Origin of the sequence: Streptomyces mayonensis (assembly GCF_018982965.1) — a bacterium.
GTDB classification, from domain to species: Bacteria; Actinomycetota; Actinomycetes; order Streptomycetales; family Streptomycetaceae; genus Streptomyces; species Streptomyces mayonensis.
The window spans coordinates 1-26,815 of record NZ_JACBYP010000116.1; the positions used below are offsets into that span (position 1 = coordinate 1).

The 26,815-nt window shown below is 73.3% G+C and carries 26 protein-coding genes and 1 pseudogene; 20 read left to right on the forward strand and 7 right to left on the reverse strand.

The annotated features are described in order from the left end of the window. The coding region (locus tag HZS56_RS30795) for a hypothetical protein (RefSeq protein WP_308408202.1) at window positions 1-1,049 on the forward strand (1,049 nt) is incomplete at its 5' end. Then, window positions 1,046-2,257, forward strand: coding sequence for a type VII secretion-associated serine protease mycosin (mycP, locus tag HZS56_RS30800; protein ID WP_216724097.1), 1,212 nt, complete (start codon window positions 1,046-1,048; stop codon window positions 2,255-2,257). The genes HZS56_RS30795 and mycP, both read left to right, overlap by 4 nt. On the opposite strand, the gene HZS56_RS30805 is transcribed toward mycP, so the two are convergent. Then, window positions 2,242-3,267, reverse strand: a complete 1,026-nt coding sequence (locus HZS56_RS30805) for a serine hydrolase (protein WP_216724098.1) — start codon at window positions 3,265-3,267, stop codon at window positions 2,242-2,244. The genes mycP and HZS56_RS30805 overlap by 16 nt on opposite strands. A 185-nt stretch (window positions 3,268-3,452) precedes the next feature. Here HZS56_RS30805 and HZS56_RS30810 point away from each other — a divergent pair. Beyond that, window positions 3,453-4,184 (forward strand): annotated as a pseudogene (locus HZS56_RS30810) (SseB family protein); the annotation flags it as partial. Window positions 4,185-4,273: 89 nt separating this feature from the next. Here the strand turns inward: HZS56_RS30810 and HZS56_RS30815 are convergent. Then, the gene (locus HZS56_RS30815) at window positions 4,274-4,639 is read right to left on the reverse strand and encodes a DUF1844 domain-containing protein (RefSeq protein WP_216724099.1); all 366 of its coding nucleotides are present in this window, start codon (window positions 4,637-4,639) and stop codon (window positions 4,274-4,276) included. Window positions 4,640-5,037: 398 nt separating this feature from the next. Between HZS56_RS30815 and infC the strand changes: the two genes are divergently transcribed. The 9 genes from infC (at window position 5,038) to HZS56_RS30860 (ending at window position 14,963) form a co-directional block, all read left to right on the forward strand. Continuing rightward, a complete protein-coding gene (gene infC / locus HZS56_RS30820) occupies window positions 5,038-5,688 on the forward strand; it encodes a translation initiation factor IF-3 (protein WP_216724115.1) in 651 nt (216 codons plus the stop codon). Between the two features lie 108 nt (window positions 5,689-5,796). Beyond that, on the forward strand, window positions 5,797-5,991 hold the full coding sequence (gene rpmI / locus HZS56_RS30825) for a 50S ribosomal protein L35 (protein ID WP_007829094.1): 195 nt from the start codon (window positions 5,797-5,799) through the stop codon (window positions 5,989-5,991). A gap of 96 nt (window positions 5,992-6,087) precedes the next feature. Next, complete coding sequence (rplT, locus tag HZS56_RS30830) at window positions 6,088-6,471, forward strand: 50S ribosomal protein L20 (RefSeq protein WP_003977226.1); 384 nt, start codon at window positions 6,088-6,090, stop codon at window positions 6,469-6,471. Between the two features lie 201 nt (window positions 6,472-6,672). After that, on the forward strand, window positions 6,673-7,521 hold the full coding sequence (locus HZS56_RS30835; protein ID WP_216724100.1) for a TrmH family RNA methyltransferase: 849 nt from the start codon (window positions 6,673-6,675) through the stop codon (window positions 7,519-7,521). 50 nt (window positions 7,522-7,571) lie between these two features. Then, window positions 7,572-8,711, forward strand: a complete 1,140-nt coding sequence (locus tag HZS56_RS30840) for a sensor histidine kinase (protein WP_216724101.1) — start codon at window positions 7,572-7,574, stop codon at window positions 8,709-8,711. 190 nt (window positions 8,712-8,901) lie between these two features. After that, the gene (gene pheS, locus HZS56_RS30845) at window positions 8,902-10,023 is read left to right on the forward strand and encodes a phenylalanine--tRNA ligase subunit alpha (RefSeq protein ID WP_216724102.1); all 1,122 of its coding nucleotides are present in this window, start codon (window positions 8,902-8,904) and stop codon (window positions 10,021-10,023) included. Then, a complete protein-coding gene (pheT, locus tag HZS56_RS30850; protein WP_216724103.1) occupies window positions 10,023-12,590 on the forward strand; it encodes a phenylalanine--tRNA ligase subunit beta in 2,568 nt (855 codons plus the stop codon). Before pheS ends, pheT begins: the two co-directional genes overlap by 1 nt. A 385-nt stretch (window positions 12,591-12,975) precedes the next feature. Then, complete coding sequence (locus HZS56_RS30855; RefSeq protein ID WP_216724104.1) at window positions 12,976-14,316, forward strand: NsdA family TPR-like regulatory protein; 1,341 nt, start codon at window positions 12,976-12,978, stop codon at window positions 14,314-14,316. A gap of 95 nt (window positions 14,317-14,411) precedes the next feature. Next, window positions 14,412-14,963 (forward strand): NUDIX hydrolase, encoded by a 552-nt coding sequence (locus HZS56_RS30860; RefSeq protein WP_216724105.1) that lies wholly within the window; start codon window positions 14,412-14,414, stop codon window positions 14,961-14,963. Here HZS56_RS30860 and HZS56_RS30865 read toward each other — a convergent pair. Both HZS56_RS30865 and HZS56_RS30870 read right to left on the reverse strand, forming a co-directional pair. Beyond that, window positions 14,960-15,217, reverse strand: coding sequence for a hypothetical protein (locus HZS56_RS30865; RefSeq protein ID WP_031035569.1), 258 nt, complete (start codon window positions 15,215-15,217; stop codon window positions 14,960-14,962). The two genes, HZS56_RS30860 and HZS56_RS30865, sit on opposite strands and share 4 nt — an antisense overlap. A 322-nt stretch (window positions 15,218-15,539) precedes the next feature. Further along, window positions 15,540-16,412, reverse strand: coding sequence for a 3-hydroxybutyryl-CoA dehydrogenase (locus tag HZS56_RS30870; RefSeq protein WP_308408203.1), 873 nt, complete (start codon window positions 16,410-16,412; stop codon window positions 15,540-15,542). Window positions 16,413-16,588: 176 nt separating this feature from the next. Between HZS56_RS30870 and HZS56_RS30875 the strand changes: the two genes are divergently transcribed. Then, entirely contained in the window at window positions 16,589-17,860 is a 1,272-nt protein-coding gene (locus HZS56_RS30875; RefSeq protein WP_216724106.1) for a glycoside hydrolase family 10-like protein, read from the forward strand. An 87-nt stretch (window positions 17,861-17,947) separates the two neighbouring features. Here the strand turns inward: HZS56_RS30875 and HZS56_RS30880 are convergent, their stop codons facing one another. Both HZS56_RS30880 and HZS56_RS30885 read right to left on the reverse strand, forming a co-directional pair. After that, window positions 17,948-18,142, reverse strand: a complete 195-nt coding sequence (locus HZS56_RS30880) for a DUF1918 domain-containing protein (RefSeq protein ID WP_216724107.1) — start codon at window positions 18,140-18,142, stop codon at window positions 17,948-17,950. 39 nt (window positions 18,143-18,181) lie between these two features. Then, window positions 18,182-19,117, reverse strand: coding sequence for a DMT family transporter (locus HZS56_RS30885; RefSeq protein WP_216724108.1), 936 nt, complete (start codon window positions 19,115-19,117; stop codon window positions 18,182-18,184). Between HZS56_RS30885 and HZS56_RS30890 the strand changes: the two genes are divergently transcribed. Both HZS56_RS30890 and HZS56_RS30895 read left to right on the forward strand, forming a co-directional pair. After that, entirely contained in the window at window positions 19,116-20,555 is a 1,440-nt protein-coding gene (locus tag HZS56_RS30890) for an aminotransferase-like domain-containing protein (protein ID WP_216724109.1), read from the forward strand. The two genes, HZS56_RS30885 and HZS56_RS30890, sit on opposite strands and share 2 nt — an antisense overlap. A 110-nt stretch (window positions 20,556-20,665) precedes the next feature. Continuing rightward, complete coding sequence (locus HZS56_RS30895) at window positions 20,666-21,286, forward strand: histidine phosphatase family protein (RefSeq protein ID WP_216724110.1); 621 nt, start codon at window positions 20,666-20,668, stop codon at window positions 21,284-21,286. Here the strand turns inward: HZS56_RS30895 and HZS56_RS30900 are convergent. Further along, window positions 21,249-21,701, reverse strand: a complete 453-nt coding sequence (locus HZS56_RS30900; protein WP_216724117.1) for a DUF6314 family protein — start codon at window positions 21,699-21,701, stop codon at window positions 21,249-21,251. The two genes, HZS56_RS30895 and HZS56_RS30900, sit on opposite strands and share 38 nt — an antisense overlap. Before the next feature lie 124 nt (window positions 21,702-21,825). Between HZS56_RS30900 and argC the strand changes: the two genes are divergently transcribed. From argC to HZS56_RS30925, 5 genes are read left to right on the forward strand one after another with little or no spacing between them, the layout of a single operon-like run. Continuing rightward, on the forward strand, window positions 21,826-22,854 hold the full coding sequence (argC, locus tag HZS56_RS30905) for an N-acetyl-gamma-glutamyl-phosphate reductase (protein ID WP_216724111.1): 1,029 nt from the start codon (window positions 21,826-21,828) through the stop codon (window positions 22,852-22,854). Then, entirely contained in the window at window positions 22,851-24,002 is a 1,152-nt protein-coding gene (gene argJ, locus HZS56_RS30910) for a bifunctional glutamate N-acetyltransferase/amino-acid acetyltransferase ArgJ (RefSeq protein WP_216724112.1), read from the forward strand. The genes argC and argJ overlap by 4 nt, the downstream gene beginning before the upstream one ends. Then, window positions 23,999-24,907: an acetylglutamate kinase gene (gene argB, locus HZS56_RS30915; protein WP_216724113.1), complete on the forward strand. Its 909-nt coding sequence runs from the start codon at window positions 23,999-24,001 to the stop codon at window positions 24,905-24,907. Before argJ ends, argB begins: the two co-directional genes overlap by 4 nt. 32 nt (window positions 24,908-24,939) lie before the next feature. Beyond that, window positions 24,940-26,148: an acetylornithine transaminase gene (locus HZS56_RS30920; protein ID WP_216724118.1), complete on the forward strand. Its 1,209-nt coding sequence runs from the start codon at window positions 24,940-24,942 to the stop codon at window positions 26,146-26,148. A 7-nt stretch (window positions 26,149-26,155) separates the two neighbouring features. Beyond that, window positions 26,156-26,695: an arginine repressor gene (locus HZS56_RS30925; RefSeq protein WP_194278367.1), complete on the forward strand. Its 540-nt coding sequence runs from the start codon at window positions 26,156-26,158 to the stop codon at window positions 26,693-26,695. Window positions 26,696-26,815: the final 120 nt, after the last annotated feature.

Here is a 26,815-nt window from a genome sequence, read left to right on the forward strand (position 1 = left end):
CCCCGCATCCGGCCGCCCCGCCCCAGGCGTCCCCGTACCGGCCCGGCGCTCCCGACCAGACCCCCTCCGAGACCACCCGGCGGCTGCGGCCCGTCCCGGCGGAGCCGGAGGACGAGGGCCTGGTCCCGGAGGAGGCGCCGCAGGCGGGCGCCCCGGCGAGGCGGGCCGGTGCCGGGCCCGACCCCGCGCTGTCGTGGAGCAGCGTGCCGACGACGTCCGGCGACAGCCGTCCCCGCGTGTCGTTCGGGGAGCCCGAGGGGTACGACGGGTTCGGACGGCCCCGCCCGCTCGGCGGGCGACTGCGGCCCCAGGCCCTCGCCGCGGCCGTCTGCCTCGTGCTCGGCGCCGGACTGCTGACCGGAGCCGTCACCGGCAGCTGGCTCGCCGGGGACTCCGGGGAGGACGGCGCGCGCGGCGCGTTCGCCGAGGCCGGGGAACTGTGGCACAGCGTGCCCGTCGACCAGCTCTTCCCGCCCACCGTGCAGGGAAAGGGCGCCGGACCCGGCGGAGCCGACCGCACCTGGACACGGGTCGCCGTCGCCCCGGACGGGGACTGCAAGGGCGCCTTCGACCGGCTCCTCGCCAAGGTGCTCGACCCGGTCGGCTGCGCGCGCCTGCTGCGCGCCACCTACACCGACGCCACCCAGAGCCACGTCACCACCGTCGGCCTGCTCTTCACCAAGGCCGACGCCGCCGCGACGACCTCACTGGCGAACCGGTTCGAGAAGGAGGGCCTCAGCCGCCGCACCGACCTCATGCCACTGCCGTACGCGGCCGAGGACACCGTCGCCGCCGGGTTCGGCGCGCGGCAGCGGGCCTCCTGGACCGTCTCCGTCCTCACCGACGCCCCCGTCGTCGTCTACGCCGTCTCCGGCTGGGCCGACGACCGCACCGTCGACGAACCCGAACCCGCCGAGGAGGCCACGGAGTCCGGCGCCACGTCGGCCCCCGCCCAGGCCGGTCTGGGCCACGAGGCGAAGGGCCTCGCCGACCGGATCGAACGCGCCCTGCGCAAGAACGTCGGCCAGCCCACGGAGCAGCCCTCGTGAACACCCACCGCACCCGCCGGACGGGCGGCGCCCTCAGCCTCCTCCTGGCCGCCGCCCTCGTCCTCGCCCCCGCGCCCGCCGCTCACGCCGACGGCATCCGCGCCCAGCAGTGGGCCCTGGACGCCATGCACACCCAGGACGCCTGGCGCACCACCCAGGGCGCCGGCGTCACCGTCGCCGTACTCGACACCGGCGTCGAGGCCGACCACCCCGACCTCACCGGCAACGTCCTCACCGGCAAGGACCTGGTCGGCTTCGGCGCGAGCGAGGGCGACCGCGCCTGGGCCCGGCACGGCACCGCGATGGCCGGGATCATCGCCGGACACGGCCACGGCGCCGGGAACACCGACGGCGTCATGGGCATCGCCCCGGAAGCGAAGATCCTTCCCCTGCGCGTGATCCTGGAGGACGGCGACCCCTCCCGCGCCAAGGCCCGCAAGACCCGCGGCAACGCCCTCGCCGAGGGCATCCGCTGGGCCGCCGACCACGGCGCCGACATCATCAACCTCTCCCTCGGCGACGACTCGGCCTCCGCCCACCCCGAACCCGGCGAGGACGAGGCCATCCAGTACGCCCTGAAGAAGGGCGTGGTCGTCGTCGCCTCGGCCGGCAACGGCGGCGAGAAGGGCGACCACATCTCCTACCCGGCCGCCTACCCGGGCGTCATCGCCGCGACCGCCGTCGACCGCTACGGCACCCGTGCCTCCTTCTCCACCCGCCGCTGGTACGCCACGGTCAGCGCACCCGGCGTCGACGTGATCATCGCCGACCCCGACAAGAAGTACTACGAGGGCTGGGGCACCAGTGCCGCCTCCGCGTTCGTCTCCGGCGCCGCCGCCCTCGTGAAGGCGGCCCACCCGGACCTCACCCCGGCCCAGGTCAAGGCCGTCCTCGAGGACACCGCCCGCAACGCCCCGGCCGAGGGCCGCGACGACTCCCGCGGCTTCGGCTTCGTCGACCCCGCCGCCGCCATCGAGGCGGCCGGACAGCTGAGACCGGAGGGCCTGAAGTCGGCGGCGTACGGCGACGAGTACTTCGGCCGGGGACCGGACAGCACCGCGTCCGACGGCGAGACCTCGGCCTGGGCCGCCCCGCTGGCCGGCGGCGCGGGCGGCGTCCTGGTGGTCGCGGCCGTCGTCCTGTGGCGGGGCCGCCGCGAACGCCACGAGGTCCCACCCTCCGTCACCGGCCGCTACGACGCCTTCTGACCGCCGCCCGAGCCGGCCCCGCCGCCCCCCGTAGCCGAGCCGCCCCCGACACCCGAGTCCCCGCCTTTCCCGCCGAACACGGACACCGCCGCCCGCGCCGCCGCCTCGGTCAGCGCGACGCCCTCCGCCTGGGTCGCGCTGCCCCGCGACACCACCGCCACCAGATACTCCCGGCCGCCCGAGGTGACCCGCCCGACGCTGTTGACCACCCACAGCCCCGTGGTACTGCGGCGCAGCCAGCCGTTCTTCAGCGCCCATCCGGAGCCGTCCGCCCCGTCGTCCGCAGCCGCGGACACCCCCCACCGCTGCCCCTCGGCGATCTTCCCCATCAGCCCCGTCGCGTACGCCCGCGAAGCCTCGTCCAGCTCGGAGCCGTCCGCCACGAACACCTGCCGCAGCAGCGCCACCTGGTCCGCCGCCGTGGTCTGCGTCAGCCCCCACAGCGGGCCCGCGCCACCCCGCGTGTCCGTGAGCCCGAGACGCTCGTTCGCGGCGTCGAGCCCGTCCGCCTGCCCGATCTCCTGCCACAGCGCCGACGCCGAGTCGTTGTCGCTGTCCTCGATCATCGCGACGGCGTACGTCTTCTCCGCCGCGGTCAGCGTGCGGTGCGCGTCCTGCGCCCGGAGCAGCAGCGCCGCCAGGATGTCGACCTTCACGATGCTCGCCGTGTCGAAGGGCCCCGTCCCGTACGACGCGCGACCGCCGGAGCCGGCGTCGAGCACCGACGCCGACACCTCGGCGCCCTCCGGCACGCTCACCGACGCCATGGCCGAGGCCAGCAGCGCGTCACGGTCCACGTCCGGTTCCGCCGTCCCCACCGATGCCTCCCCGCCCGAGGGTGCCGAGGCCGACGACGATACGGCGCCGCCCGCCCCCGGACGCGCGTGCCCCTGCCAGTACACGGCGCCGGCGCCGGTGGCACCCACGACGGCGCAAGCGGTCAGGACGGACCAGACTCGGGTGCGCCGCCGCCGGGCACGCCGGCTCCGCCGGGTTCCGGAGGACTCCATGACGGCGATGGTCCGCACCGTTGCTGTGCGGGAGGTTGGACGGGCGTTAAATCCAGGTCATATCTCCCTGAGAGAGGGATGAGAGCCCGATGAGAGGGCAGCGAGAGGGCGCGAGAGGCGCCGTCCGAGCACGCCGCCCGGGCCCCGACGAGTACGCCGCCCGAGCCCCTATAGGGTCGGGGACCGTGGCGAACAAGAACATCCCCGACTCCGCGTTCTCCGACGACGACGGCTCCGCCGACCCCGGACTGAGCGCGGCGCTCGCCGCCTGGGCCGAGGACCGCACCGCTCTCGCCCCCGTGCTGGAGGCGCTCAGGGAGGCCCGGCTGCTCGTACCCGTCGTGGCCGTCCTCGGCGAGGCCGAGGAGGACGAGAAGGGGCTGCGCCGCGAGAAGAGCAGCGACATGGCCGTGCCCACTCTCAAGGCCGGCGACCGCACCGCGCTGCCCGCCTTCACCTCCACCGAGTCGCTCGCCCGCTGGGACCCCGCGGCCCGCCCCGTCGCCGTACCCGTGCACCAGGCGCTGCAGGCCGCCGCGCAGGAGAAGGCGGACACGGTCGTACTGGACCTCGCCGGGCCGGTGCCGTTCGAGCTGACCGGTCGGGTGCTGCTGGCCCTGGCCGAGGGCCGTACGACGACGGACCCGCTCGCCGACCCGGCCGTCGCCGACGCCGTGCGCGCCGTGCTGGCCGCCGAGCCGGCCGTGCTCCTGGCCCACCTCGGCCGCGGCCGGGCCGACGGCACCCTGGCGCTGGTCCTGGACCCCGGTCACGACGACCCGGCGAAGGCCGCCCGCGCCGTCGCCGAGCGGCTGGCCGCCGACGAGACGCTGAGGGCCCGCCTGGTGCGCGGCCTCGACCTGGCGCTGCTGCCGGCCGGGGCGACGCCGCCGGGCGAGCCCACCTATGTACGCGGAGACGTCCTGCGAGGAGATGCACGCGAAGACGTACGCGGAGACGTCCTGCGAGGAGATGTACGCGGAGACGTACCAGGACGGGGTCCGGGTCAGCCGTAGACCGGCCCCGTGTACTTCTCGCCCGGGCCCTGACCCGGCTCGTCCGCGACGAGGGAGGCCTCACGGAAGGCCAGCTGGAGGGACTTCAGGCCGTCCCGCAGCGGGGCCGCGTGGAACGAGCTGATCTCGGTCGCGGTCGCGTCCAGCAGACCGGCCAGCGCGTGCACCAGCTTGCGGGCCTCGTCCAGGTCCTTGTGCGCCTCGCCCTCCTCGGTCAGGCCCAGCTTCACGGCGGCGGCGCTCATCAGGTTGACGGCGACCGTCACGATCACCTCGACCGCGGGCACCTCCGCGATGTCGCGGGCCATGGCGTCGAAGTCGGGGTTCGCCGGGGATTCAGGAGGGGTCTCACTCATGCCGCACACGATAGGGCCCGGCCCCGGCCCTCTTGACAGCAGGAGGGGCGGGTGACGCCGGGTTCGCGCACGGGTGGTGGAGCTGCTAACCTTGTGTAACGACCGGTCGGACACGCACGCTCACGGCAGCGGGTCCGGCCCACAAGTGGAGGCTTCGAACTCCCACCTGGCCGTCCTCAGGGCGGCGGGTCACCGGTCAGGCGGTCCCTCCTCAGCGGCGGTGACCGGCCCGAAAGCGCGCCCCGCGATCATCGCGGCGGTGCTCCGGTAGCAGTTCGAGGAGCCCCGCCTGTGATCGTCCGGGGCATTTTTCGTGCGTCGGCGCGGTTAGGTCTATCGAACACAGACGTTACGCGGCTGTCCGCCAGACCGTCGCGTGGTGCTACCGAGGAGGATCCATCAGCGCCGAGCCCCGCATCAACGACCGGATTCGCGTTCCCGAGGTGCGACTTGTCGGTCCCAGTGGCGAGCAGGTCGGGATTGTCCCGCTTGCCAAGGCCCTGGAGCTTGCGCAGGAGTACGACCTCGACCTCGTCGAGGTCGCGGCGAACGCCCGTCCGCCCGTGTGCAAGCTCATGGACTACGGGAAGTTCAAGTACGAGTCGGCCATGAAGGCCCGTGAGGCGCGCAAGAACCAGGCGCACACGGTCATCAAGGAGATGAAGCTCCGGCCGAAGATCGACCCGCACGACTATGACACCAAGAAGGGTCACGTCGTCCGGTTCCTCAAGCAGGGCGACAAGGTCAAGATCACGATCATGTTCCGCGGCCGCGAGCAGTCCCGCCCCGAGCTGGGCTACCGACTGCTGCAGCGCCTCGCGGAGGACGTGGCCGACCTCGGGTTCGTGGAGTCGAACCCGAAGCAGGACGGCCGCAACATGATCATGGTCCTCGGTCCGCACAAGAAGAAGACCGAGGCGATGGCCGAGGCCCGCCAGGCGCAGGAAGCCCGCAAGGCGGAGGCGAAGGCCAACCCCGGCAAGTCGCAGAACGCCGCGGAGACCGACGCCGACGTGGAGGCCCCGGCCCAGGCCGCGGCCGAGGCGTGATCCCGGGGGACGCCAGTCCCCAGGACATAACCGATACAAGCGACGCTCCACCGTGCCCGGTTTCACGACCGGGCACCGGAGCGCCACCGACGAGGAGAGAACGGCGCCATGCCGAAGAACAAGTCGCACAGCGGTGCCAGCAAGCGCTTCAAGGTCACCGGCTCCGGCAAGGTGCTCCGTGAGCGCGCCGGCAAGCGCCACCTGCTCGAGCACAAGTCGTCGCGCCTGACGCGTCGCCTCACCGGCAACGCCGAGATGGCCCCGGGCGACGCCAAGAAGATCAAGAAGCTTCTCGGCAAGTGACGTACGGCGCCGCCGAGCGCCGTACACCAGGACCGGGACCCAATCGACACCGGGCCGCGTGACGACCACCGCGGCCCCGCTACAAGGAGTTAACAAGTGGCACGCGTCAAGCGGGCAGTCAACGCCCACAAGAAGCGCCGGGCGATCCTCGAGCAGGCCTCCGGCTACCGCGGTCAGCGTTCGCGCCTGTACCGCAAGGCCAAGGAGCAGGTCACCCACTCGCTGGTCTACAACTACAACGACCGCAAGAAGCGCAAGGGTGACTTCCGCCAGCTGTGGATCCAGCGCATCAACGCCGCTGCCCGCGCCAACGGCATCACGTACAACCGCTTCATCCAGGGCCTGAAGGCCGCCAACGTCGAGGTCGACCGCAAGATCCTCGCCGAGCTGGCCGTCAACGACCCGAACGCGTTCGCCGCGCTCGTCGAGGTCGCGCAGAAGGCGCTCCCGAGCGACGTGAACGCGCCGAAGGCGGCGTGACGCTGCGCCGGCTCGAGCCGGTGTCGTAAGGACCCGCAGGCTGCGAGCCTGCGGGTCCTTACGGTTGCAGCTCCGGGCTGCCCTTCGGCCGCGGACTCGTCGTGGCTGGTCGCGCCCACGCGGCGGAGCCGCACATGTCACAGCCCCGCGCCCCTGAAGGGCGCCCCAGCCAGCGTTGATTCAGTTGTGAAGGTGAGAAGAGTGCGTCCTGCCGCCCCCGAGCTGATCTCCCCCCGTTCGCCCCGGGTGCTGGCCGCGCGGCGGCTCGGGAAGCGGAACTTCCGGGGGAAGGAGCGGCTGTTCCTGGCTGAAGGGCCGCAGGCCGTGCGGGAGGCGGCGGAGCACGGGGAGACGCTCGTCGAGCTGTTCGCCACCGTGGACGCCGCCGAGCGGTACGCCGACATCATCGGTGCCGCCCGGGACGCCGGAGCCCGCGTCCACCTCGCCGCCGAGCAGGTCATCGAGGACGTCTCCACCACGGTCACCCCGCAGGGGCTCGTCGGGGTCTGCCGGTTCCTGGACACCCCGTTCGACGAGATCCTCGCCGCCCGCCCCCAGCTCGTCGCCGTCCTCGCGCACGTCCGCGACCCCGGCAACGCCGGGACCGTACTGCGCTGCGCCGACGCCGCCGGCGCCGAGGCCGTCGTCCTCACCGACGCCTCCGTCGACCTGTACAACCCCAAAGCCGTACGCGCCTCCGTCGGCTCGCTCTTCCACCTGCCGGTCGCCGTCGGCGTCCCCGTCGAGCAGGCCGTCGCCGGGCTGCGGGACACCGGCGTGCGGGTCCTGGCCGCCGACGGCGCGGGCGGGCACGACCTCGACGCCGAGCTGGACGCGGGGACCATGGGCGGCCCCACCGCCTGGGTCTTCGGCAACGAGGCCTGGGGGCTCCCCGAGGAGACCCGCGCCCTCACCGACGCCGTCCTGCGGGTCCCCATCCACGGGAGGGCCGAGAGTCTGAACCTGGCGACCGCCGCGGCCGTATGTCTCTATGCGTCGGCGCGTGCACAGCGCGCCGCCGGAGGGTGCCGCTCCGTCACCAACGCCTAGTAGGGTGACCAGCTCAGGGCCCTCGCGCGGCTGAGAGGTGGGACACGGGGATGGGCGTCGGCACGAGCAGCGCGCCGGGAGCACGGGGTGCGCCGCGTCCGCCCGCCCCCCGCACCCCCGGCGACCTCGCCGGCCTGGGCCTCGACCCGGACCAGCTGCCCGACGGGCTCGTGGTCGCCGACGAGCACGGCCGCGTCGTCTGCTTCAACGCGGCCGCCGCCCGCATCACCGCCACCCCCGCCGCCCAGGCCCTCGGCCGGCGCCTGGAGAAAGTGCTCCCGTTAGAGGACCTGGAGGGCCGCCGCTGGTGGCAGCTCACCGACCCCTACGGCGGCCTCGCCATCCGGGTCCGCCAGCCCGAGCGCAACCTCCTCCTCCCCGGCGGGCGGGAAGTCCTCGCCGCCGCCCGCTACGTCCGCACCGAACCCCTCGGCCCCGTCCACCGCGTCGTCGTCACCCTGCGCGACACCGAGGCCCGCCGCCGCACCGAGCGCAGCCACGCCGAGCTGATCGCCACCGTCGCCCACGAACTGCGCTCCCCCCTCACCTCCGTCAAGGGCTTCACGGCGACGCTGCTCGCCAAGTGGGAACGGTTCACCGACGACCAGAAGCGGCTGATGCTGGAGACCGTCGACGCCGACGCCGACCGCGTCACCCGGCTCATCGCCGAACTGCTGGACATCTCCCGGATCGACTCGGGCCGCCTCGAGGTGCGCCGCCAGCCCGTCGACCTCGGCGCCGCCGTCGGACGGCACATCCAGGCGTACGTCGCCGCCGGTCAGGAGGCCGACCGCTTCCTGCTCCGCCTCGGCCGGCCGCTGCCCGACCTGTGGGCCGACCCGGACAAGATCGACCAGGTGCTCAGCAACCTGCTGGAAAACGCCGTGCGTCACGGCGAGGGAACTGTCACCATCGACATCACGCCCACGGCGTCGCCCCGGGAAGGGGAGGACGCCGGCACGTCGGTCACCGTGAGCGACGAGGGGGCGGGCATCCCGGAGGAGTCCATGAACCGCGTCTTCACCCGCTTCTGGCGGGGCAGCAAGCGCGGTGGCACCGGCCTCGGGCTGTACATCGTCAAGGGCATCGTCGAAGCCCACGGCGGCACCATCACCGTCGGCCGTGCCCCCGGCGGCGGCGCGGAGTTCCGATTTACGTTGCCCGTGGCGGCCCCGGCCTACCTGGCCTGAGCACCGCGGGCGCATTCACCTTCCGCAACCCCGTTAGACTCGGCCTTTGGCACCTTTGTGTCCCGCAGACGGAGACGCCCACGGCGCGACGCTCCGTCCACGAGCCGCTGACCACGAGCCGGTGACGGGGACCATCAGCATGGGGCACCTCCCAGCGTCAGCTGGGGGACAATCGGAAGCACGGGAAGAGATGTCGGCACCGAATAAGTCGTACGACCCTGTCGAGGTCGAGGCGTTGAAACCGGAAGAGATCGAGCGCATGCGGGACGAGGCGCTCGCCGCCTTCACCGCCGCGGACTCCCTCGACGCGCTCCAGGAGGCCAAGGTCGCCCACACCGGCGGCACCTCGCCGCTGGCGCTGGCCAACCGCGAGATCGGCGCCCTGCCCCCGCAGGCCAAGGCCGAGGCCGGCAAGCGGGTCGGCATGGCCCGCGGCGCCGTGAACAAGGCGCTGGCCGCCCGCCAGGCCGAGCTGGAGGCCGAACGCGACGCGCGCGTCCTGGTCGAGGAGGCCGTGGACGTCACGCTGCCCCACGACCGCGTGCCGGCCGGCGCCCGCCACCCGCTCACCACGCTCTCCGAGCGCATCGAGGACATCTTCGTCGCCATGGGCTACGAGGTCGCCGAGGGCCCCGAGGCCGAGGCCGAGTGGTTCAACTTCGACGCCCTCAACATCGGCCCGGACCACCCGGCCCGCGGCGAGGCGGACACCTTCTTCGTCCAGGGGCCCGACAACGGCACCGACTCCGGCGTCGTGCTGCGCACCCACACCTCGCCCGTGCAGATCCGCTCCGCGCTCACGCGCGAGCTGCCGGTCTACGTGATCTGCCCCGGCCGGGTCTACCGCACCGACGAGCTGGACGCCACGCACACCCCCGTCTTCCACCAGGTCGAGCTGCTCGCCGTCGACGAGGGCCTGACCATGGCGGACCTCAAGGGCACCCTGGACCACATGGTCCAGTCGCTGTTCGGCGCGGAGATGAAGACGCGGCTGCGGCCGAACTTCTTCCCCTTCACCGAGCCGTCCGCCGAGATGGACATGCTCTGCTACGTCTGCAAGGGCGCGTCCGTCGGCAACCCCGACCGGCCCTGCCGCACCTGCTCCAGCGAGGGCTGGATCGAGCTGGGCGGCTGCGGCATGGTCAACCCGCGGGTGCTCACCGCCTGCGGCATCGACCCGGAGAAGTACAGCGGCTTCGCCTTCGGGTTCGGCATCGAGCGGATGCTGATGTTCCGCCACAACGTCGAGGACATGCGAGACATGGTCGAGGGTGACGTCCGGTTCACCCGGCCGTTCGGGATGGAGATCTGATGCGGGTCCCGCTTTCCTGGCTGCGGGAGTACGTCGACCTGCCGGCCACCGAGACCGGCCGCGACGTGCAGGCCAAGCTGATTTCGGCGGGTCTGGAGGTCGAGACCGTCGAACACCTGGGCGCCGACCTCAAGGGCCCCCTCGTCGTCGGACAGGTGCTGACCATCGAGGAGCTGGAGGGCTTCAAGAAGCCGATCCGCTTCTGCACCGTCGACGTGGGAGAGGCCAACGGAACGGGTGAGCCGCAGGAGATCGTCTGCGGCGCCCGGAACTTCGCCGTCGGCGACAAGGTCGTCGTGGTCCTCCCCGGCGCCACCCTGCCCGGCGGCTTCTCGATCAGCGCCCGCAAGACCTACGGCAAGGTCTCCCACGGCATGATCTGCTCCGGCGACGAGCTGGGCATGGGCGACGACGGCTCGCACGGCATCATCGTGCTGCCGCCCGAGACCGAGGTCGGCAAGGACGCGATCGAGCTGCTCGAACTGGTCGACGAGGTCCTGGACATCGCCGTCACCGCCAACCGCGGCGACTGCCTGTCCATCCGCGGCGTCGCCCGCGAGACCGCCGTCGCCTACGGGCTGCCGCTGCGCGACCCGGCCTTGCTCGACGTCCCCGGCCCCAACGCCTACGGCTACCCGGTGAAGATCGCCGACCCGGCCGGCTGCGACCGCTTCACCGCCCGCACCGTGACCGGCCTCAGCGCCGAGGCCCGCTCCCCGATCTGGCTCCAGCGCCGGCTCCAGAAGGTCGGCATGCGCCCGATCTCCCTCGCCGTCGACGTCACCAACTACGTGATGATGGAGCTGGGCCAGCCCCTGCACGCCTACGACCGCGGTCTGGTCCAGGGCGCCATCGGCGTGCGCCGGGCCGAGGAGGGCGAGAAGATCGTCACCCTCGACGGCGTCGAGCGGAAGCTGCACACCGAGGACCTGGTCATCACCGACGACCGCGGACCCATCGGCCTCGCGGGCGTCATGGGCGGCGCCAACACGGAGATCGCCGACCACGGCGACACCGGGAAGGCCACGAGCGACGTCGTCGTCGAGGCCGCCCACTTCGACCAGGTGTCCATCGCGCGCACCGCCCGCCGGCACAAGCTCTCCTCCGAGGCCTCCCGCCGGTTCGAGCGCGGCGTCGACCCGCAGGCCGCCGCCGCTGCCGCGCAGCGCACCGTCGACCTGCTGGTGCTCCTCGCGGGCGGCACCGCCGAGTCCGGCGTCACCGAGATCAGCACGCCGCCCGTGCCGCACACGATCACCGTGGCGGCCGACCACCCGGACCGGGTCGCGGGCGTCGCCTACGGCCGCGAGACCGTCGTACGCCGCCTTCAGGAGGTGGGCTGCGACGTTTATGGAAATTCGGCCGCGTGGAACGCGTCGTTGAGGGGCGGTGGTCGGGCGACGGGCGGGCAGGACGAGCTGATCGTCACCGTGCCGTCCTGGCGACCCGACCTCACCGACCCCAACGACCTGGCCGAAGAGGTCATCCGCCTGGAGGGCTACGAGAACCTGCCCTCCACGCTGCCCAGGCCCCCGGCGGGCCGCGGTCTGACCGGCAGGCAGCGGCTGCACCGCAGGGTCGGCCGCGCGCTGGCCGGTGCCGGTTACGTAGAGGCGCTGAACTACCCGTTCGTCAGCGAGCAGGTCTTCGACCAGCTCGGTCTCGACGCCGACGACCCGGCCCGCCGCGTCGTCAAGCTGGTCAACCCGCTCAGCGACGAGGAGCCCGCACTGCGGACCTCGCTGCTGCCCGGGCTGCTCGGCGCGCTGCGCCGCAACGACGGCCGGGGCTCCCACGATCTGGCGCTCTTCGAGACCGGGCTGGTCTTCCACCCCCGCGACGAGCAGCGCGTCGCCGCCGGCCTGCCCGTCGACCGGCGCCCCGCCGCGGACGACCTCGCCGCGCTGGACGCCGCGCTGCCCGACCAGCCGCGGCACGTCGCCGTGGTGCTGGCCGGCGCCCGCGAGCAGGCCGGCTGGTGGGGCAAGGGCCGTCCGGCGGACTGGGCCGACGCGATCGAGGCGGCGCGCCTCGTGGCACGGGAGGCGGGAGCCGAACTGGTCCTGCGCAAGGGACAGTACGGGCCCTGGCACCCCGGACGCTGCGCCGAGCTGATCGTCGTCGTCGACGGTACGGAGCGCGTCGTCGGGCACGCGGGCGAGCTGCACCCGCGGGTGCTCAAGACGCTCGGTCTGCCCGCGCGCACCTGTGCGACGGAGCTGGACCTCGACGCCGTCGAGCAGGTCGGCGACGACACCCCGCAGGCGCCGGGCATCTCCACGTTCCCGGTCGCCACGCAGGACGTCGCGCTGGTCGTCGACGCGTTCGTCCCGGCCGCCGACGTCGAGGCCGCGCTGCGCGACGGCGCGGGTGAACTGCTGGAGTCCATCCGGCTGTTCGACGTCTACGACAACGCGGAGCAGCTCGGCGAGGGGCGCAAGTCCCTGGCGTACGCGTTGCGCTTCCGTGCGGGGGACCGGACGCTGACCGTCGACGAGGCGTCGGCCGCGCGCGACGCCGCGGTTGCCCTCGCGGGCGAGCGGGTCGGAGCGGTGCTGCGCAGTTAGGGTTCGGTTCGCCCGAGGGGCGTGCGGGTTCCGCCGGTCGGCGGCTGCGGGTGCGTCGTGATCGCCCGCGCGGTTCCTGGCGCCCCTTGAGGGGCGTCGGCGCGACGCCCGCTTTCCGGGGCCGGCGGAGCCGTCCGACCGGCCACGGAGTGTCGGGCAGGCGGCCGGGCGGACGGCTGGAACTCGGGCCGCCGCACTGTACGAGGGGGAGCCGGCGGCCCGGCCGGCCTCTTTCGAGGCCCTTCAGTCAACCGGCCGGGGACTCTCCGCGACAGCGCACACACGCTGCGGATGCACGTACTCCGTTCACACCCCGTGTGAAGTCACAGCCCCGCACGAGGCCCGACGCACTACGCTGTCGGGCACCGAGTCACCGGGGGCACCCATGCAGCCCAACACCCTGCTCGACGCGATCCTCGACGAGGCCGGGATCTCGCACGCGGGACTGGCCGCGCACGTCAACCAGGCGGGCCGCGCCCGCGGGGTGGCGCTGAGATACGAACACACCGCCGTCGCGCGGTGGTTGAAGGGCCAGCGGCCGCGCGGCCAGGTGCCCGACCTGATCTGCGAGGTCCTCGCGTCCCGCCTGCACCGCTCCGTCACCCTCGACGACATCGGCCTCGGCGTGCCCGGCGAACCCGCCGCCCCGCACACCGGTTCGCTGTCCGGGTTCGTGGAGCGCGCAACCGCCCTGTGGCGCTCCGACCAGCAGCAGCGCCCGCACATCCTCGGCGCCCCCGCGCTCACCGGCACGCCCGCGGTGATGCCGGTCTGGGAGTGGGAGAACCCGCCCGAGGACACGGACGTCTCCCGCGGCGGGCGGCACCGGGTCACCCCGGCCGACCTGGAGATGGTGCGCTGCGCCCGCACGCACTACGAGCAGATGTACCGCAAGGCCGGCGGCATCGCGACCCGCGCCCGCATCGTCGGCTTCCTCAACTCGGAGGCCGCACCGCTGCTGCGCGGCAGCTACACCGACGCGACCGGGCGCCAGCTGCACCGGGCCACCGGCGGCCTGGTGGCGGTCGCCGGCATCTGCGCGTACGACTCCGACGCGCACGGCCTCGCGCAGCGCTACTTCCACCAGGCGCTCCGGCTCGCCAAGGCCAGCGGCGACCGCGGGCTCGGCGCGTACGTCATCGCGCTGCTCGTCAACCAGGCGCTGTTCATGCGGGAGTACCGGCAGGCGGTCGCCTTCGCCGAGGCCGCCCTGCGCACCGCGGGCCGGCACATCACCCCGGCGCTCGCCTCCGACCTGTACGCGATGCAGGCGAAGTCGTACGCGCACCTCGGCGACGGCACCAGTGCCCTGTCCTGCATCCGCCGGGCCGAGCAGGCCGCCGAGCGCATCCGGCGCGGGTACGAGCCGGACGAGACCGGCTACGTCCAGCCCGGCCTGGTCAACGTCCAGGTCGCCGAGGCCCTGCTGAGCCTCGGTGAGCTCGCGGCGGCGGGGGAGCACGCCGAGGCCGCCGTCGACAACCCCGCGCACGACCGCGGACGCGTGCACCGGCTCGCCATGCTGAGCACCATCGAGCTGCGCCGCGGCAACGCCGACAAGGCGGTGGCCATCGCCGTGCAGATGGCCGAACAGGCCCGCGGGATGGAGTCCCAGCGCCTGCGCGACCGGCTCCGTGCGGTGCGCGAGCACCTGGTGCGCAGCGGCTGCGCCGGCACGGCCGAGGCCGCGGAACTCATCGACGGGGCGCTGCGCGTCCCGCTGTGAGGCACCGCCCTGCGCCGTGAGCGGTCACCGTGCGCCTGCTGCCGGTTCTCCGCTGCTGCGATATTGCCACCTACTCAAGGAAAGGTGGCAGAACCGTGCAGTGGACGAAACAGAGCGAACAGAATGTGTACTCAAATCGCTGGTTCAGCGTCAATCTCGCGGACGTCGAACTGCCGGACGGCCGGCACCTTGACCACTTCCTCATCCGGATGCGTCCGGTGGCCGCGGCCACCGTCGTCAACACCGCCGACGAGGTCCTGCTGCTGTGGCGGCACCGGTTCATCACCGACAGCTGGGGCTGGGAGCTCGCGGCCGGCGTCGTCGAGGACGGCGAGGACGTCGCGCTGGCGGCGGCCAGGGAACTGGAGGAGGAGACCGGCTGGCGGCCGGGACCCCTGCGCCACCTCATGAGCGTGGAGCCCTCCAACGGGCTCACCGACGCCCGGCACCACATCTACTGGGCCGACGAGGGTGCGTACACCGGGCACCCCGTGGACGACTTCGAGTCGGACCGCCGTGAGTGGGTCCCGCTCAAACTCGTCCCCGACCTCGTCGCCCGTGGGGAGGTCCCGGCCGCCAACATGGCGGCCGCGTTACTCCTGCTGCACCATCTCAGGCTGGGGCAGGACGCCCCGCCCGGGCACTAATGGCCGAGGGCCTGCCAGACCGCGACGGCCAGCGCGCCCAGGGCCGTGACGACCGCGACCGAGGGCAGTGGCCAGCGGGCGTGCTCCAGGGCGGTCAGGCGTGCGCTCAGCTCCGCCAGCTCCTTGGCGGTCTCCTCGGTGCGGTGGGAGAGCAGGGCCAGTCCGCCCTCGACGCGGGCGTAGGCCACGTCCAGCCGGCGCCGTAACTCTGCGAGTTCTCCCTGGACGACGGAATGCTCGGGATCGGCGGTCACGAACCGCTCCTTTCCATCAGGCGTCTCACGTCCCTTGCATGTGCGTGCCGAGTCAACTCGCCTGGTGGACGCGTGGGGAGAGTGTGCGGGCGGCATATGCGGGCCCGGCGTGCACACGCCGTGCGAAAGGCGCGGGCCCGGCACCCTGGAAGGTGCCGGGCCCGTGGGGGCGTAGCTGCGCGTAACCAGCCGTGGCGGCGGAAGGCCGGGCCCGGCCGTAGAGGGTGGCAAGCCCGGGGCGGCCGCAGAGACGCGAAGCGCCCGGGTCAGCCGCAGAGGCGGGAAGCGCCCGGGTCAGCCGTAGAGACCGGAAGTGCCCGGGTCAGCCGTAGGAGTAGAAGCCCGAGCCGGTCTTGCGGCCGAGGCGGCCCGCGTCGACCATGCGCTGGAGCAGCGGCGGAGCGGCGTACAGCGGCTCCTTGTACTCCTCGTACATCGAGTACGCCACCGAGGCGACCGTGTCCAGGCCGATCAGGTCGGTCAGCTTCAGCGGACCCATCGGGTGGGCGCAGCCCATCTCCATGCCGTTGTCGATGTCCTCGCGGCTCGCGATGCCCGACTCGAACATCCGGATCGCGGAGAGCAGGTACGGGATCAGCAGCGCGTTCACCACGAAGCCGGAGCGGTCCTGGGCGCGGATGGCGTGCTTGCCCAGCACCTTCTCGGTGAACAGCTGCGCCCGGCTGAGCGTGCCCTCGGAGGTGGTCAGCGCCGGGATCAGCTCGACCAGCTGCTGCACCGGGGCCGGGTTGAAGAAGTGGATGCCGATGACGTGGTCGGGTCGCGAGGTGGCGACCGCGAGCTTCACCAGCGGGATCGAGGAGGTGTTGGAGGCCAGGATCGCGTCCGGCCGGGTCACCACCTGGTCGAGGACCTGGAAGATCTCCGTCTTGACCTGCTCGTTCTCGACGACGGCCTCGATCACCAGATCACGGTCGGCGAACTCGCCGAGGTCGGTGGTGAAGCTGAGCCGCGCCTGCGTCCCGTCCCGCTCCTCCTCGGTCATCTTGCCGCGCTCGGCGGCCTTGGCCAGTGAGTTGTACAGCCGGGTACGGCCGATCTCCAGAGCCTCGCCCGTGGTCTCGGCGACCATCACCTCCAGACCGGCGCGGGCGCACACCTCGGCGATGCCCGCTCCCATCTGACCGCAGCCCACCACGCCGACGCGTGCGATATCTCCCGAGATGGCGGTCACATCGTCCCTTTCGCTGACTTCACGGCTCGGCGCAGGCAGCACCACTGCCCCGGTGCCTGCTCCGATCGAGCACGTTACCTCCGAATGGCCACGGATCCGTCCCCCGGGTCGGGCATGCTGAGGCCCCGTACACGATCCGTGACCGTGCGGATCCACAGCGTTCAGGAGGTTGTCCCATGGGCGGTGTCTCGCGCCGTGCCTTCACGGTGGCGGCGTTGTCGGCGTTCACCATGGCGCCCCGGGCGTCCGCGGCCCCCGGCGAGGCCCCGGCCCGCGCCACGGTTCCGGCCGCCGTGCAGCCGTCGCCCGCCCGCAGCGCCGCCGCCGGGATGCGGGGCATGTGGCTCGCCACGGTGACCGGCCGCGACTGGCCCAGCCGCGCGGGGCTGCGCGCCGCCGAACAGCGCGCGGAACTGGTCGCGCACCTCGACACCGCGGTCCGCCACAACCTCAACACGGTGATCTTCCAGGTGCGGCCCACGGCGGACGCCCTGTGGCCCTCGGCGCACGAGCCCTGGTCGCAGTACCTCTCCGGCAGCCAGGGCCGCGACCCGGGCTGGGACCCGCTGGGCACCGCGGTCGAGGAGGCCCACGCCCGGGGGCTGCAGCTGCACGCCTGGTTCAACCCCTACCGCGTCGCCCTGCGCGACGACCCGGGCCTCCTGGTTCCCGGGCACCCGGCGCGCAAGCACCCGGACTGGGTGGTGCCGTACGGCGGGCAGCTCTACTACAACCCCGGGCTGCCCCAGGTCAGGGCCTTCGTGCAGGACGCGATGATGGACGCCGTCGAGAAGTACCCGGTCGACGGCGTCCACTTCGACGACTACTTCTACCCCTATCCGGTGGCGGGCCAGAGCTTCGACGACGCCGGGACGTACCGCACGTTCGGCGGCGGCTTCGGCAGCCTGGCCGCCTGGCGGCGGGACAACGTCGACCGGCTGGTGCGGGAGACCGCGGAACGGGTCAGGAAGATCAGGCCGTCCGCCCGGTTCGGGGTGAGCCCGTTCGGCGTGTGGCGCAACGCGGCCACCGACGAGCGCGGCTCGGACACCCGGGCCGGGGTGCAGACCTACGACGACCTGTACGCCGACACCCGCACCTGGGTGCGCGAGGGCTGGATCGACTACGTGGTGCCCCAGCTGTACTGGAGCATCGGTCAGGAAGCCGCCGACTACGCCAAGCTGCTGGCCTGGTGGAACGACGTGGCCGAGGGCAGCCGGACCCACCTGTACGTGGGGGAGGCGCTGTACAAGTCGGGGGACCCGGCGCAGCCCGCCGCCTGGCAGGACCCGGCGGAACTCTCCCGGCACCTCAGCCTGGCCGCGCGCCACCCGCAGGTGCGCGGCCACGTCTACTTCTCCGCGAAGGACGTGGCCGAGGACCGGGGCGGCGCGATGGCGCGGGTGGCCGCCGACCACTACGCGAAGCCGGCCACCGTCCCGCGCTGAGCGGCGCGGTACGCCGGGACGGCCGGAGTGGTGCGCGGGGACGGCCGGGGTGGTGTGCCGGGGCGGCCGGCGCGGTACCCCGCGGTGCTACAGCTGGGTCTCCCGGTGCCGGATCTCGGCGTCCGGGCCGGGGGAGCAGACCGCCTCGTGCCCGTCCTCGAACCGGACCCGGTACGGGGGACCGCCCTGCTCGCCCATGACCTCGACGATCTCGGCGACCTTGTCGTGTTCTCCGACCACCCGGCCGTGCTGGACCAGCTGGTCGCCCCTGTTCGCGTGCATCCGTGAGGCCTCCTCACCCGTGTGCCGCCGGACAGTGCCCTACCCCCGGGTCCGCTGGGTGACCGCGATGCACACCAGTACGGCCGCGGCCGTCAGCGGAGCGGCCACCGTCAGGTGCTCGCCCAGGAGAAGTACCGACCACACCAGTGTGAGCAGCGGCTGGGCCAGCTGCAACTGGCTGGCCTTCGGAATGCCGATGGCGGCCATCCCCCGGTACCAGACCACCAGCCCCAGGAACTGCGAACCCGCCGCCACCCACAGCATCCCGGCCACACTGTGCGCCGTCAGGTGCACCGGCTCGAACGACAGGGCCACCGCCGCCATCGGCACCGTCAGCGGCAGGCACAGCACCAGCGCCCAGCCGATGACCTGCCAGCCCGGCATCACCCGGGCCAGCCGCCCGCCCTCGGTGTACCCGGCGGCGCACACCAGCAGCGCCCCGAAGAGGTAGGCGTCGGCCGAGGTCAGCGCGCCGCCGCTCTGCTGCACCGTGAAGGCGATCACGGCCGCCGCACCCGCGAGCGCGGCGATCCAGAAGGTGCGCGAGGGACGGGTGCCGATGCGCAGGGCCGACAGCAGCGCCGTGGTCAGCGGGAGCAGACCGACCACGACCGCCGCGTGCGCCGTGGTCGACGTCCGCAGGGCGAGAGTGGTCAGCAGCGGGAAGCCCAGGACGACTCCGGCGCCCACCACCGCGACCCCGGCCCAGTGCCGCCGCTCGGGCGGTGCCACGCGCAGCGCCAGCAGGCACCCGCCCGCGATCGCCGCGGCCAGGATGCTGCGCACCGCGATCAGGGACCAGGGGCCGAAGCCCTCCAGCCCCCAGGCGGTGGCGGGGAAGGTGAGGGAGAAGGCGACGACACCGAGGGCGGCCTGGAGGGTGCCGAAGGACCGCCCTCCGGCGACCGGACCGGTCTTCCCGGTCCCGGCGACTGCTATCCCAGACGAGGTGGTAGCGCTACTCTGTGCTCTCATGCAAGAGCGTAGCAGTGTCGCTGAACTGGTGGACGAGCTGCGGAGCGAACTGAACCGCTACTCTTCTGGTGGAAAGCTCCCGTCCAGTCGTGCCCTCGTCGACCGGTTCCGGGTGAGCCCCGTGACCGTCTCCCGGGCCCTGGCGCAGCTGGCGGCCGAGGGGCTGGTCGTCACGCGGCCCGGCGCCGGGGCCTTCCGTGCCCTGCCGCGCCCCTCGGCCGCGCCCGCCGGGGACACCTCGTGGCAGGAGGTCGCCCTCAGCGCCGACGGCGCAGCCGACCTCGTACCCCGCTCCGTCGACGCCTCCGGGGTCCTGGTCTCGCTGGCCGCCCCGGCGCCCGGCGTCGTGGAGTTCAACGGCGGCTACCTCCACCCGTCGCTGCAGCCGGAGCGGGCGATGGCGGCGGCCCTGGCCCGCGCCGGGCGGCGCCCCGGGGCGTGGGGGCGGCCGCCGATGGAAGGGCTGCCCGAACTGCGGGAGTGGTTCGCGCGCGGGATCGGCGGCGCCGTCACCGCCGCGGAGGTACTGATCACCGCGGGCGGGCAGTCCGCGCTGACCACCGCCCTGCGCGCCCTCGCCCCGCCCGGCGCCCCGGTCCTGGTCGAGTCGCCGACGTACCCCGGCATGCTGGCCATCGCCCGCGCGGCCGGACTGCGCCCGGTGCCGGTCCCCGTGGACGCCGACGGGGTGCGGCCGGCCCTGCTCGCCGACGCCTTCCGGGCGACCGGCGCCCGCGTCTTCGTCTGCCAGCCCCTGTGCCAGAACCCGACCGGCGCCGTACTCGCCCCCGGGCGGCGCGGCGAGGTGCTGCGGACCGCCCGGGAGGCCGGCGCCTTCGTGGTGGAGGACGACTTCGTGCGGCGGCTCGTGCACGAGGACGCGGGCCCGCTGCCGGACCCGCTCGCCGCCGACGACCCGGACGGCGTCGTGGTCCACGTCTGCTCGCTCACCAAGGCGACCTCGCCCAGCTTCCGGGTCAGCGCCCTGGCCGCACGGGGCCCGGTCCTGGAGCGGCTGCGGGCCATCCAGGTCGTCGACACCTTCTTCGTGCCGCGTCCGCTGCAGGAGGCGGCGCTGGAACTCGTCGGATCGCCCGCCTGGCCGCGTCACCTGCGGGCCGTTTCGGCCGAGTTGAAGGCCCGCCGGGACGCGATGACCGCCGCGCTGCGGCTGCACCTGCCCGAGGTCGCGCTGCCCCACGTCCCGTCCGGCGGCTACCACCTGTGGCTCCGGCTGCCCGAAGGCACCGACGAGCTCGCGCTCACCGCGGCCGCCCTGCGCGCCGGGGTGGCGATCACGCCGGGCCGCCCCTACTTCAGCGCCGAACCGCCCGCCGCCCACCTCAGGCTGAGCTTCGCGGCGGTCGCGAACACCGGCGAGATCACCGAAGGCGTCCGGCGCCTGCGCACGGCCTGCGCGGAGGTGTGGGGCGGCTGACGCACCGGCGGCCCGCGAGCCCGGCGCCGACCCGTGAAATCCGGCCCGTCCTGCCCCTCCCACGGGCAACTCCCCTTGACCGGCGCACCGTTGCGCAGCACCATCACGGCATGGCGCTTCGGGTCACGTTCGTCGCGGCGGCACGCAGCTCACCGCTGCTCGCCGAACGCTTCGACGACGAACGACCGCTGGACCGGGCCGGATGGGACGAGGTGCTGCGCGCGGCGGGCGGCCTGCTGCCCCTGGCCGCGGCCGAGTTGCGCTACTGCTCCCCGACGCCCCGCAGCCGCGCCACCGGGGATGCCCTCGGTTTCGCGCCCCTGGTCCAACTCGCCCTGCGGGAGTGCGACATGGGCCGCTGGCGCGGGCTGACCCTGGCCGAGGCCATGGCCCGCGAGCCCGGCGCGGTGGACGCCTGGCTCGCCGATCCCCGCTCGGCACCGCACGGCGGGGAACCGCTGCTCGCCTTCATCGGCCGGGTCGGCAACTGGCTCGACACCCGCCCCGGCGACGACGGCGACCGCATCGTCGCCGTGGCCGAGCCCTCCGTGATCCGGGCCGCGCTGGTGTACGTGCTGAAGGCGCCGCCCGCGACGTACTGGAACCTGGACGTCCACCCCCTGTCGGCGACCGCGGTCACGGGCGGCGCGGGCCGCTGGAGCCTCCGTTTCGAAGGGACCCCGGCCCAGGGTGTCAGGCCTGAGGCGTTTCGCGAAGGTAATCCGTTGTGAGCAGCAGGTCCTTCGCCGGGCCGCCCACGCGCCACACGGTCCGCCAGCGGTCCCGGTCCCGCACGGTGAACTCGCCGCGGTAGAGGTCGGCCGCGCACGGATGGTCGGCCACGTGGCGGCCGGAGGTCAGGTCCAGGCCGTGGAAGGGGCGCCCGTCGGCGAAGCGCACATCGGCCGAGCCGGGTCCGTCGCCGGGCAGGTACCGCAGCGTCCGCTCGGCGGGCCGGGTCACGCCCTGCCAGGTGAAGGCCCCCGACTCCCAGCCGATCAGCCCGCCGCCGTCCAGCGCCTCGAAAGCGGTGGTCCCCTCGAAGTGCCCCTCCAGGCCGCCCGCCAGATCCCGCACCGACCGCTCGGTGCGCCACCGCCCCGCGAGAAACGCCAGCACGTCCGGCACCGGCCACCACTCGCCCATGTCCACCCCTCGCTCTCCCGCTCCGCCGCGTGCGCCCTCCATCTTGCCCCCTGCCCCGCACAGGAGCGGATTGCATAAACGTGCAGCGAAACGTATAGTCATGCCATCAAGGATGGAGGATCTCATGGCGGTACGTGCGGCGGTGGCCGGAGCGAGTGGGTATGCGGGCGGTGAGCTGCTGCGTCTGCTCCTGGCCCACCCCGGGGTCGAGGTCGGCGCCCTGACCGGCAACTCCAACGCGGGACAGCGCCTCGGCGCGCTCCAACCGCATCTGCTGCCGCTGGCCGACCGGGTGCTCGAGGCGACGACGCCCGAGGTGCTCGGCGGTCATGACGTGGTCTTCCTCGCGCTGCCGCACGGGCAGTCCGCCGCCGTCGCCGAGCAGCTCGGGCCCGACGTGCTGGTCGTCGACATGGGGGCCGACTTCCGGCTCAGGGACGCCGGGGACTGGGAGCGGTTCTACGGCTCCCCGCACGCCGGTACCTGGCCCTACGGCCTCCCCGAACTGCCGGGTGCCCGCGCCGCGCTGGAGGGGTCCAAGCGCGTCGCGGTGCCCGGTTGCTACCCCACCGCCGTGTCCCTGGCGCTCTTCCCGGCGTACGCCGCCTCGCTCGCCGAACCCGAGGCCGTGGTCGTCGCCGCCTCCGGCACCTCCGGCGCGGGCAAGGCGGCCAAGCCGCACCTGCTGGGCAGCGAGGTCATGGGCTCCATGTCCCCGTACGGCGTCGGCGGCGGACACCGGCACACCCCCGAGATGATCCAGAACCTCGGAGCGGTCGCCGGCGAGCCGGTCACCGTCTCCTTCACGCCGACCCTCGCGCCGATGCCCCGCGGCATCCTCGCCACCTGCACCGCGAAGGCGAGGCCCGGCGCCGGCGCCGAGTCGGTCCGGGCCGCCTACGAGAAGGCCTTCGCCGACGAACCGTTCGTGCACCTGCTGCCCGAGGGGCAGTGGCCCGCGACCGCGTCCGTGTACGGATCCAACGCCGTCCAGGTGCAGGTCGCGTACGACGCCGCCGCGGGCCGCATCATCGCGATCAGCGCCATCGACAACCTGGCCAAGGGCACCGCGGGCGGTGCCGTCCAGAGCATGAACATCGCCCTGGGTCTCGCCGAGACCACGGGACTGACGACGATCGGAGTCGCGCCGTGAGTGTGACGGCAGCAAAGGGATTCACGGCGGCCGGCATCGCCGCCGGGATCAAGGAGAGCGGGGGCCCCGACCTGGCCCTGGTGGTCAACACCGGTCCCCGGCGCTCCGCCGCGGGCGTCTTCACCTCCAACCGCGTCAAGGCGGCCCCGGTCCTGTGGTCCGAGCAGGTGCTGAAGAGCGGTGAGCTGACCGCCGTCGTGCTCAACTCCGGCGGCGCCAACGCCTGCACCGGGCCCAAGGGCTTCCAGGACACGCACGCCACCGCCGAGAAGGCCGCGGAGGTGCTCGGCACCGGAGCGGGCGAGGTCGCCGTGTGCTCCACCGGGCTCATCGGCGTCCTGCTGCCCATGGACAAGCTCCTGCCCGGGGTCGAGACGGCCGCCGGCCGGCTTACCGAGCACGGCGGTGAGAAGGCCGCCATCGCCATCAAGACCACCGACACCGTGCACAAGACGTCCGTCGTCAGCGGCGACGGCTGGACCGTCGGCGGCATGGCCAAGGGCGCCGGCATGCTCGCCCCGGGCCTCGCCACCATGCTCGTCGTCCTCACCACCGACGCCGACCTGGAGACCGAGGCCCTGGACCGCGCCCTGCGCGCCGCCACCCGGGTCACCTTCGACCGGGTCGACTCCGACGGCTGCATGTCCACCAACGACACCGTGCTGCTGCTCGCCTCCGGCGCCTCCGGCGTCGCCCCCGAGTACGACGCGTTCGCCGAGGCCGTGCGCGCCGTCTGCGACGACCTCGGGCAGCAGCTGATCCGCGACGCCGAGGGCGCCAGCAAGGACATCAGGGTCGAGGTCGTGAACGCCGCGACCGAGGACGACGCCGTCGAGGTGGGCCGCTCCGTCGCCCGCAACAACCTCCTCAAGTGCGCCATCCACGGCGAGGACCCCAACTGGGGCCGCGTGCTCTCCGCGATCGGCACCACCTCCGCCGCCTTCGAGCCCGACCGGCTCAACGTCGGCATCAACGGCGTGTGGGTCTGCAAGAACGGCGGCGTCGGAGAGGACCGCGAACTGGTCGACATGCGCTACCGCGAGGTGCACATCGTCGCCGACCTCGCCGCGGGCGACGCCACGGCCACCATCTGGACCAACGACCTCACCGCCGACTACGTCCACGAGAACAGCGCGTACTCCTCATGAGCAACGGACCCACGCGGAAGCACACCGCGCTCCCCAAGGCCCAGATCCTCGTCGAGGCGCTGCCCTGGCTGACCCGGCACCACGGCAAGACCGTCGTCATCAAGTTCGGCGGCAACGCCATGGTCGACGACGACCTCAAGGCCGCCTTCGCCCAGGACGTCGTCTTCCTGCGGCACGCCGGGCTCAAGCCCGTCGTCGTACACGGCGGCGGCCCGCAGATCAGCGCCGCGCTCGAGAGGGCCGGCATCGTCAGCGAGTTCAAGGCGGGCCTGCGCGTCACCACCGAGGACGCCATGGACGTCGTACGGATGGTGCTGGCCGGGCAGGTGCAGCGCGAGCTGGTCGGGCTGCTCAACCAGCACGGACCGCTCGCCGTCGGCCTCACCGGCGAGGACGCGCACACCATCACCGCCACCAAGCACCAGCCCCGCATCGAGGGCGAGCTGGTCGACATCGGACGGGTCGGCGAGATCACCGAGATCGACACCGGCGCCGTCGAGACCCTGCTCGCCGACGGCCGCATCCCGGTCGTCTCCTCCATCGCCCGCTCCCAGGACGACGGCCACGTCTACAACGTCAACGCCGACACGGCGGCCGCGGCACTCGCCGCCGCGCTCGGCGCCGAGACGCTCATGGTGCTCACCGACGTCGAGGGCCTCTACGAGGACTGGCCCGACTCCGACGAGGTGATCAGCCGCCTCACCGCCTCCGAGCTGGAGAAACTGCTGCCCGACCTCTCCAGCGGCATGGTGCCGAAGATGGAGGGCTGCCTGCACGCCGTACGCAACGGCGTCACCACCGCCCGCGTCATCGACGGCCGGGTCCAGCACTCGATCCTGCTGGAGATCTTCACCGACGAAGGGATCGGCACGATGGTCGTGCCGGACGGACAGGGGGAGCCGTGAGCAACACCCAGAGCCCGACCGCAGCGGAGACCGTGGGCAACGCGGCGCTGACCGAGCGGTGGCAGGGCACGCTCATGAACAACTACGGCACGCCCCGCCTCCCCCTGGTGCGCGGCGAGGGTGCCCGGCTCTGGGACGCCGACGGCAAGGAGTACCTCGACTTCGTCGGCGGCATCGCGGTCAACGCCCTCGGCCACGCCCACCCGGCGGTGGTCGACGCCGTGAGCCGCCAGATCGCCTCCCTCGGCCACGTCTCCAACCTCTTCATCGCCGAGCCCCCCGTCGCCCTCGCCGAACGGCTGCTCCAGCACTTCGGCCGCGACGGCAGGGTCTACTTCTGCAACTCCGGCGCCGAGGCCAACGAGGGCGCCTTCAAGATCGGCCGGCTGACCGGCCGGCCGCACATGGTCGCCACCGACGGCGGCTTCCACGGCCGCACCATGGGCGCGCTCGCCCTCACCGGCCAGCCCGGCAAGCAGGAGCCGTTCCGGCCGCTGCCCGGCGACGTCACGCACGTGCCCTACGGCGACCCGCAGGCGCTGGCCGCCGCGGTCACCGAGGAGACGGCGCTGGTGATCATCGAGCCGGTCCAGGGCGAGAACGGCGTCGTCGTCCCGCCCCCCGGCTATCTGAAGGCCGCCCGCGCCATCACCGCCGCCACCGGCGCACTGCTCGTCCTGGACGAGGTGCAGACCGGCGTCGGCCGGACCGGGCACTGGTTCGAGTACCAGGCCCACGAGGGCGTCCTGCCGGACGTCGTCACCCTCGCCAAGGGACTCGGCGGCGGACTGCCGCTGGGCGCCACGGTCGCCTTCGGACGCGCCGCGGACCTCCTCCGGCCCGGCCAGCACGGCACGACCTTCGGCGGCAACCCCGTCGCCTGTGCCGCCGGACTCGCCGTCCTCGACACCATCGAGGACGAGGGGCTGCTGGACAACGTCAAGCGGCAGAGCGAGAAACTCCGCAGCGGAGTCGAGGGCCTGGGCCACCCGCTGGTCGCCCATGTCCGGGGCGCGGGCCTGCTCCTGGGTATCGTGCTCACCGAGCCGCTCGCACCCCAGGTGCAGCAGGCGGCTCAGGACGCCGGAATCCTGGTGAACGCGCCCGCACCCGATGTCGTACGGCTGATGCCGGCGCTGAACCTCGGCGACGACGTGGTGGAGGCGTTCCTCGGGGCGCTGCCCGGCATCCTTGACCAGGCCGCCGACGCGGCCCACGGGGACGGACGATCCGGAGAATGAGACGACGATGAGCCAGGCGCAGGAGCACGAGCAGACGGCGGGGCCCGCCCTGCCGCAGACCCGCACCGCACGCCACCGGCGGATCGTGGACATCCTCAACCGGGAGGCGGTGCGCAGCCAGAGCCAGCTGGCGCGGCTGCTCGCCGACGACGGGCTGACCGTCACCCAGGCGACGCTCTCCCGCGACCTGGACGAGCTGAACGCGGTCAAGATCCGCAACACCGACGGCGACCTGATCTACGCGGTGCCCAGCGAGGGCGGCTTCCGCACCCCGCGGGCCCCGCTCGGGGAGTCGGCGAAGGAGGAGCGGATGCGGCGGCTCTCCGCGGAGCTGCTGATCTCCGCGGAGGCCTCGGCCAACCTCGTGGTCCTGCGCACCCCTCCGGGGGCGGCGCAGTTCCTCGCGTCGGCGATCGACCAGGCGGAACTCCACGACATCCTGGGAACCATCGCGGGCGACGACACACTGATGCTGATCAGCAGGGAGCCCACGGGAGGGCAGGCGCTGGCGGACCATCTGCTGCGGTTGGCCCAGAACGGGGGATGAGCTGGCGGCGCCGCGCCGCCCCAGCTGCGGGCAGTCGTGCCTCCCCCCAGTGCCTGAACGGCCTGGGAGGTACCCCCAGGGCGATGGGGGTCCCCCCGCTCGAGCGAAGCCGAGAGTGGG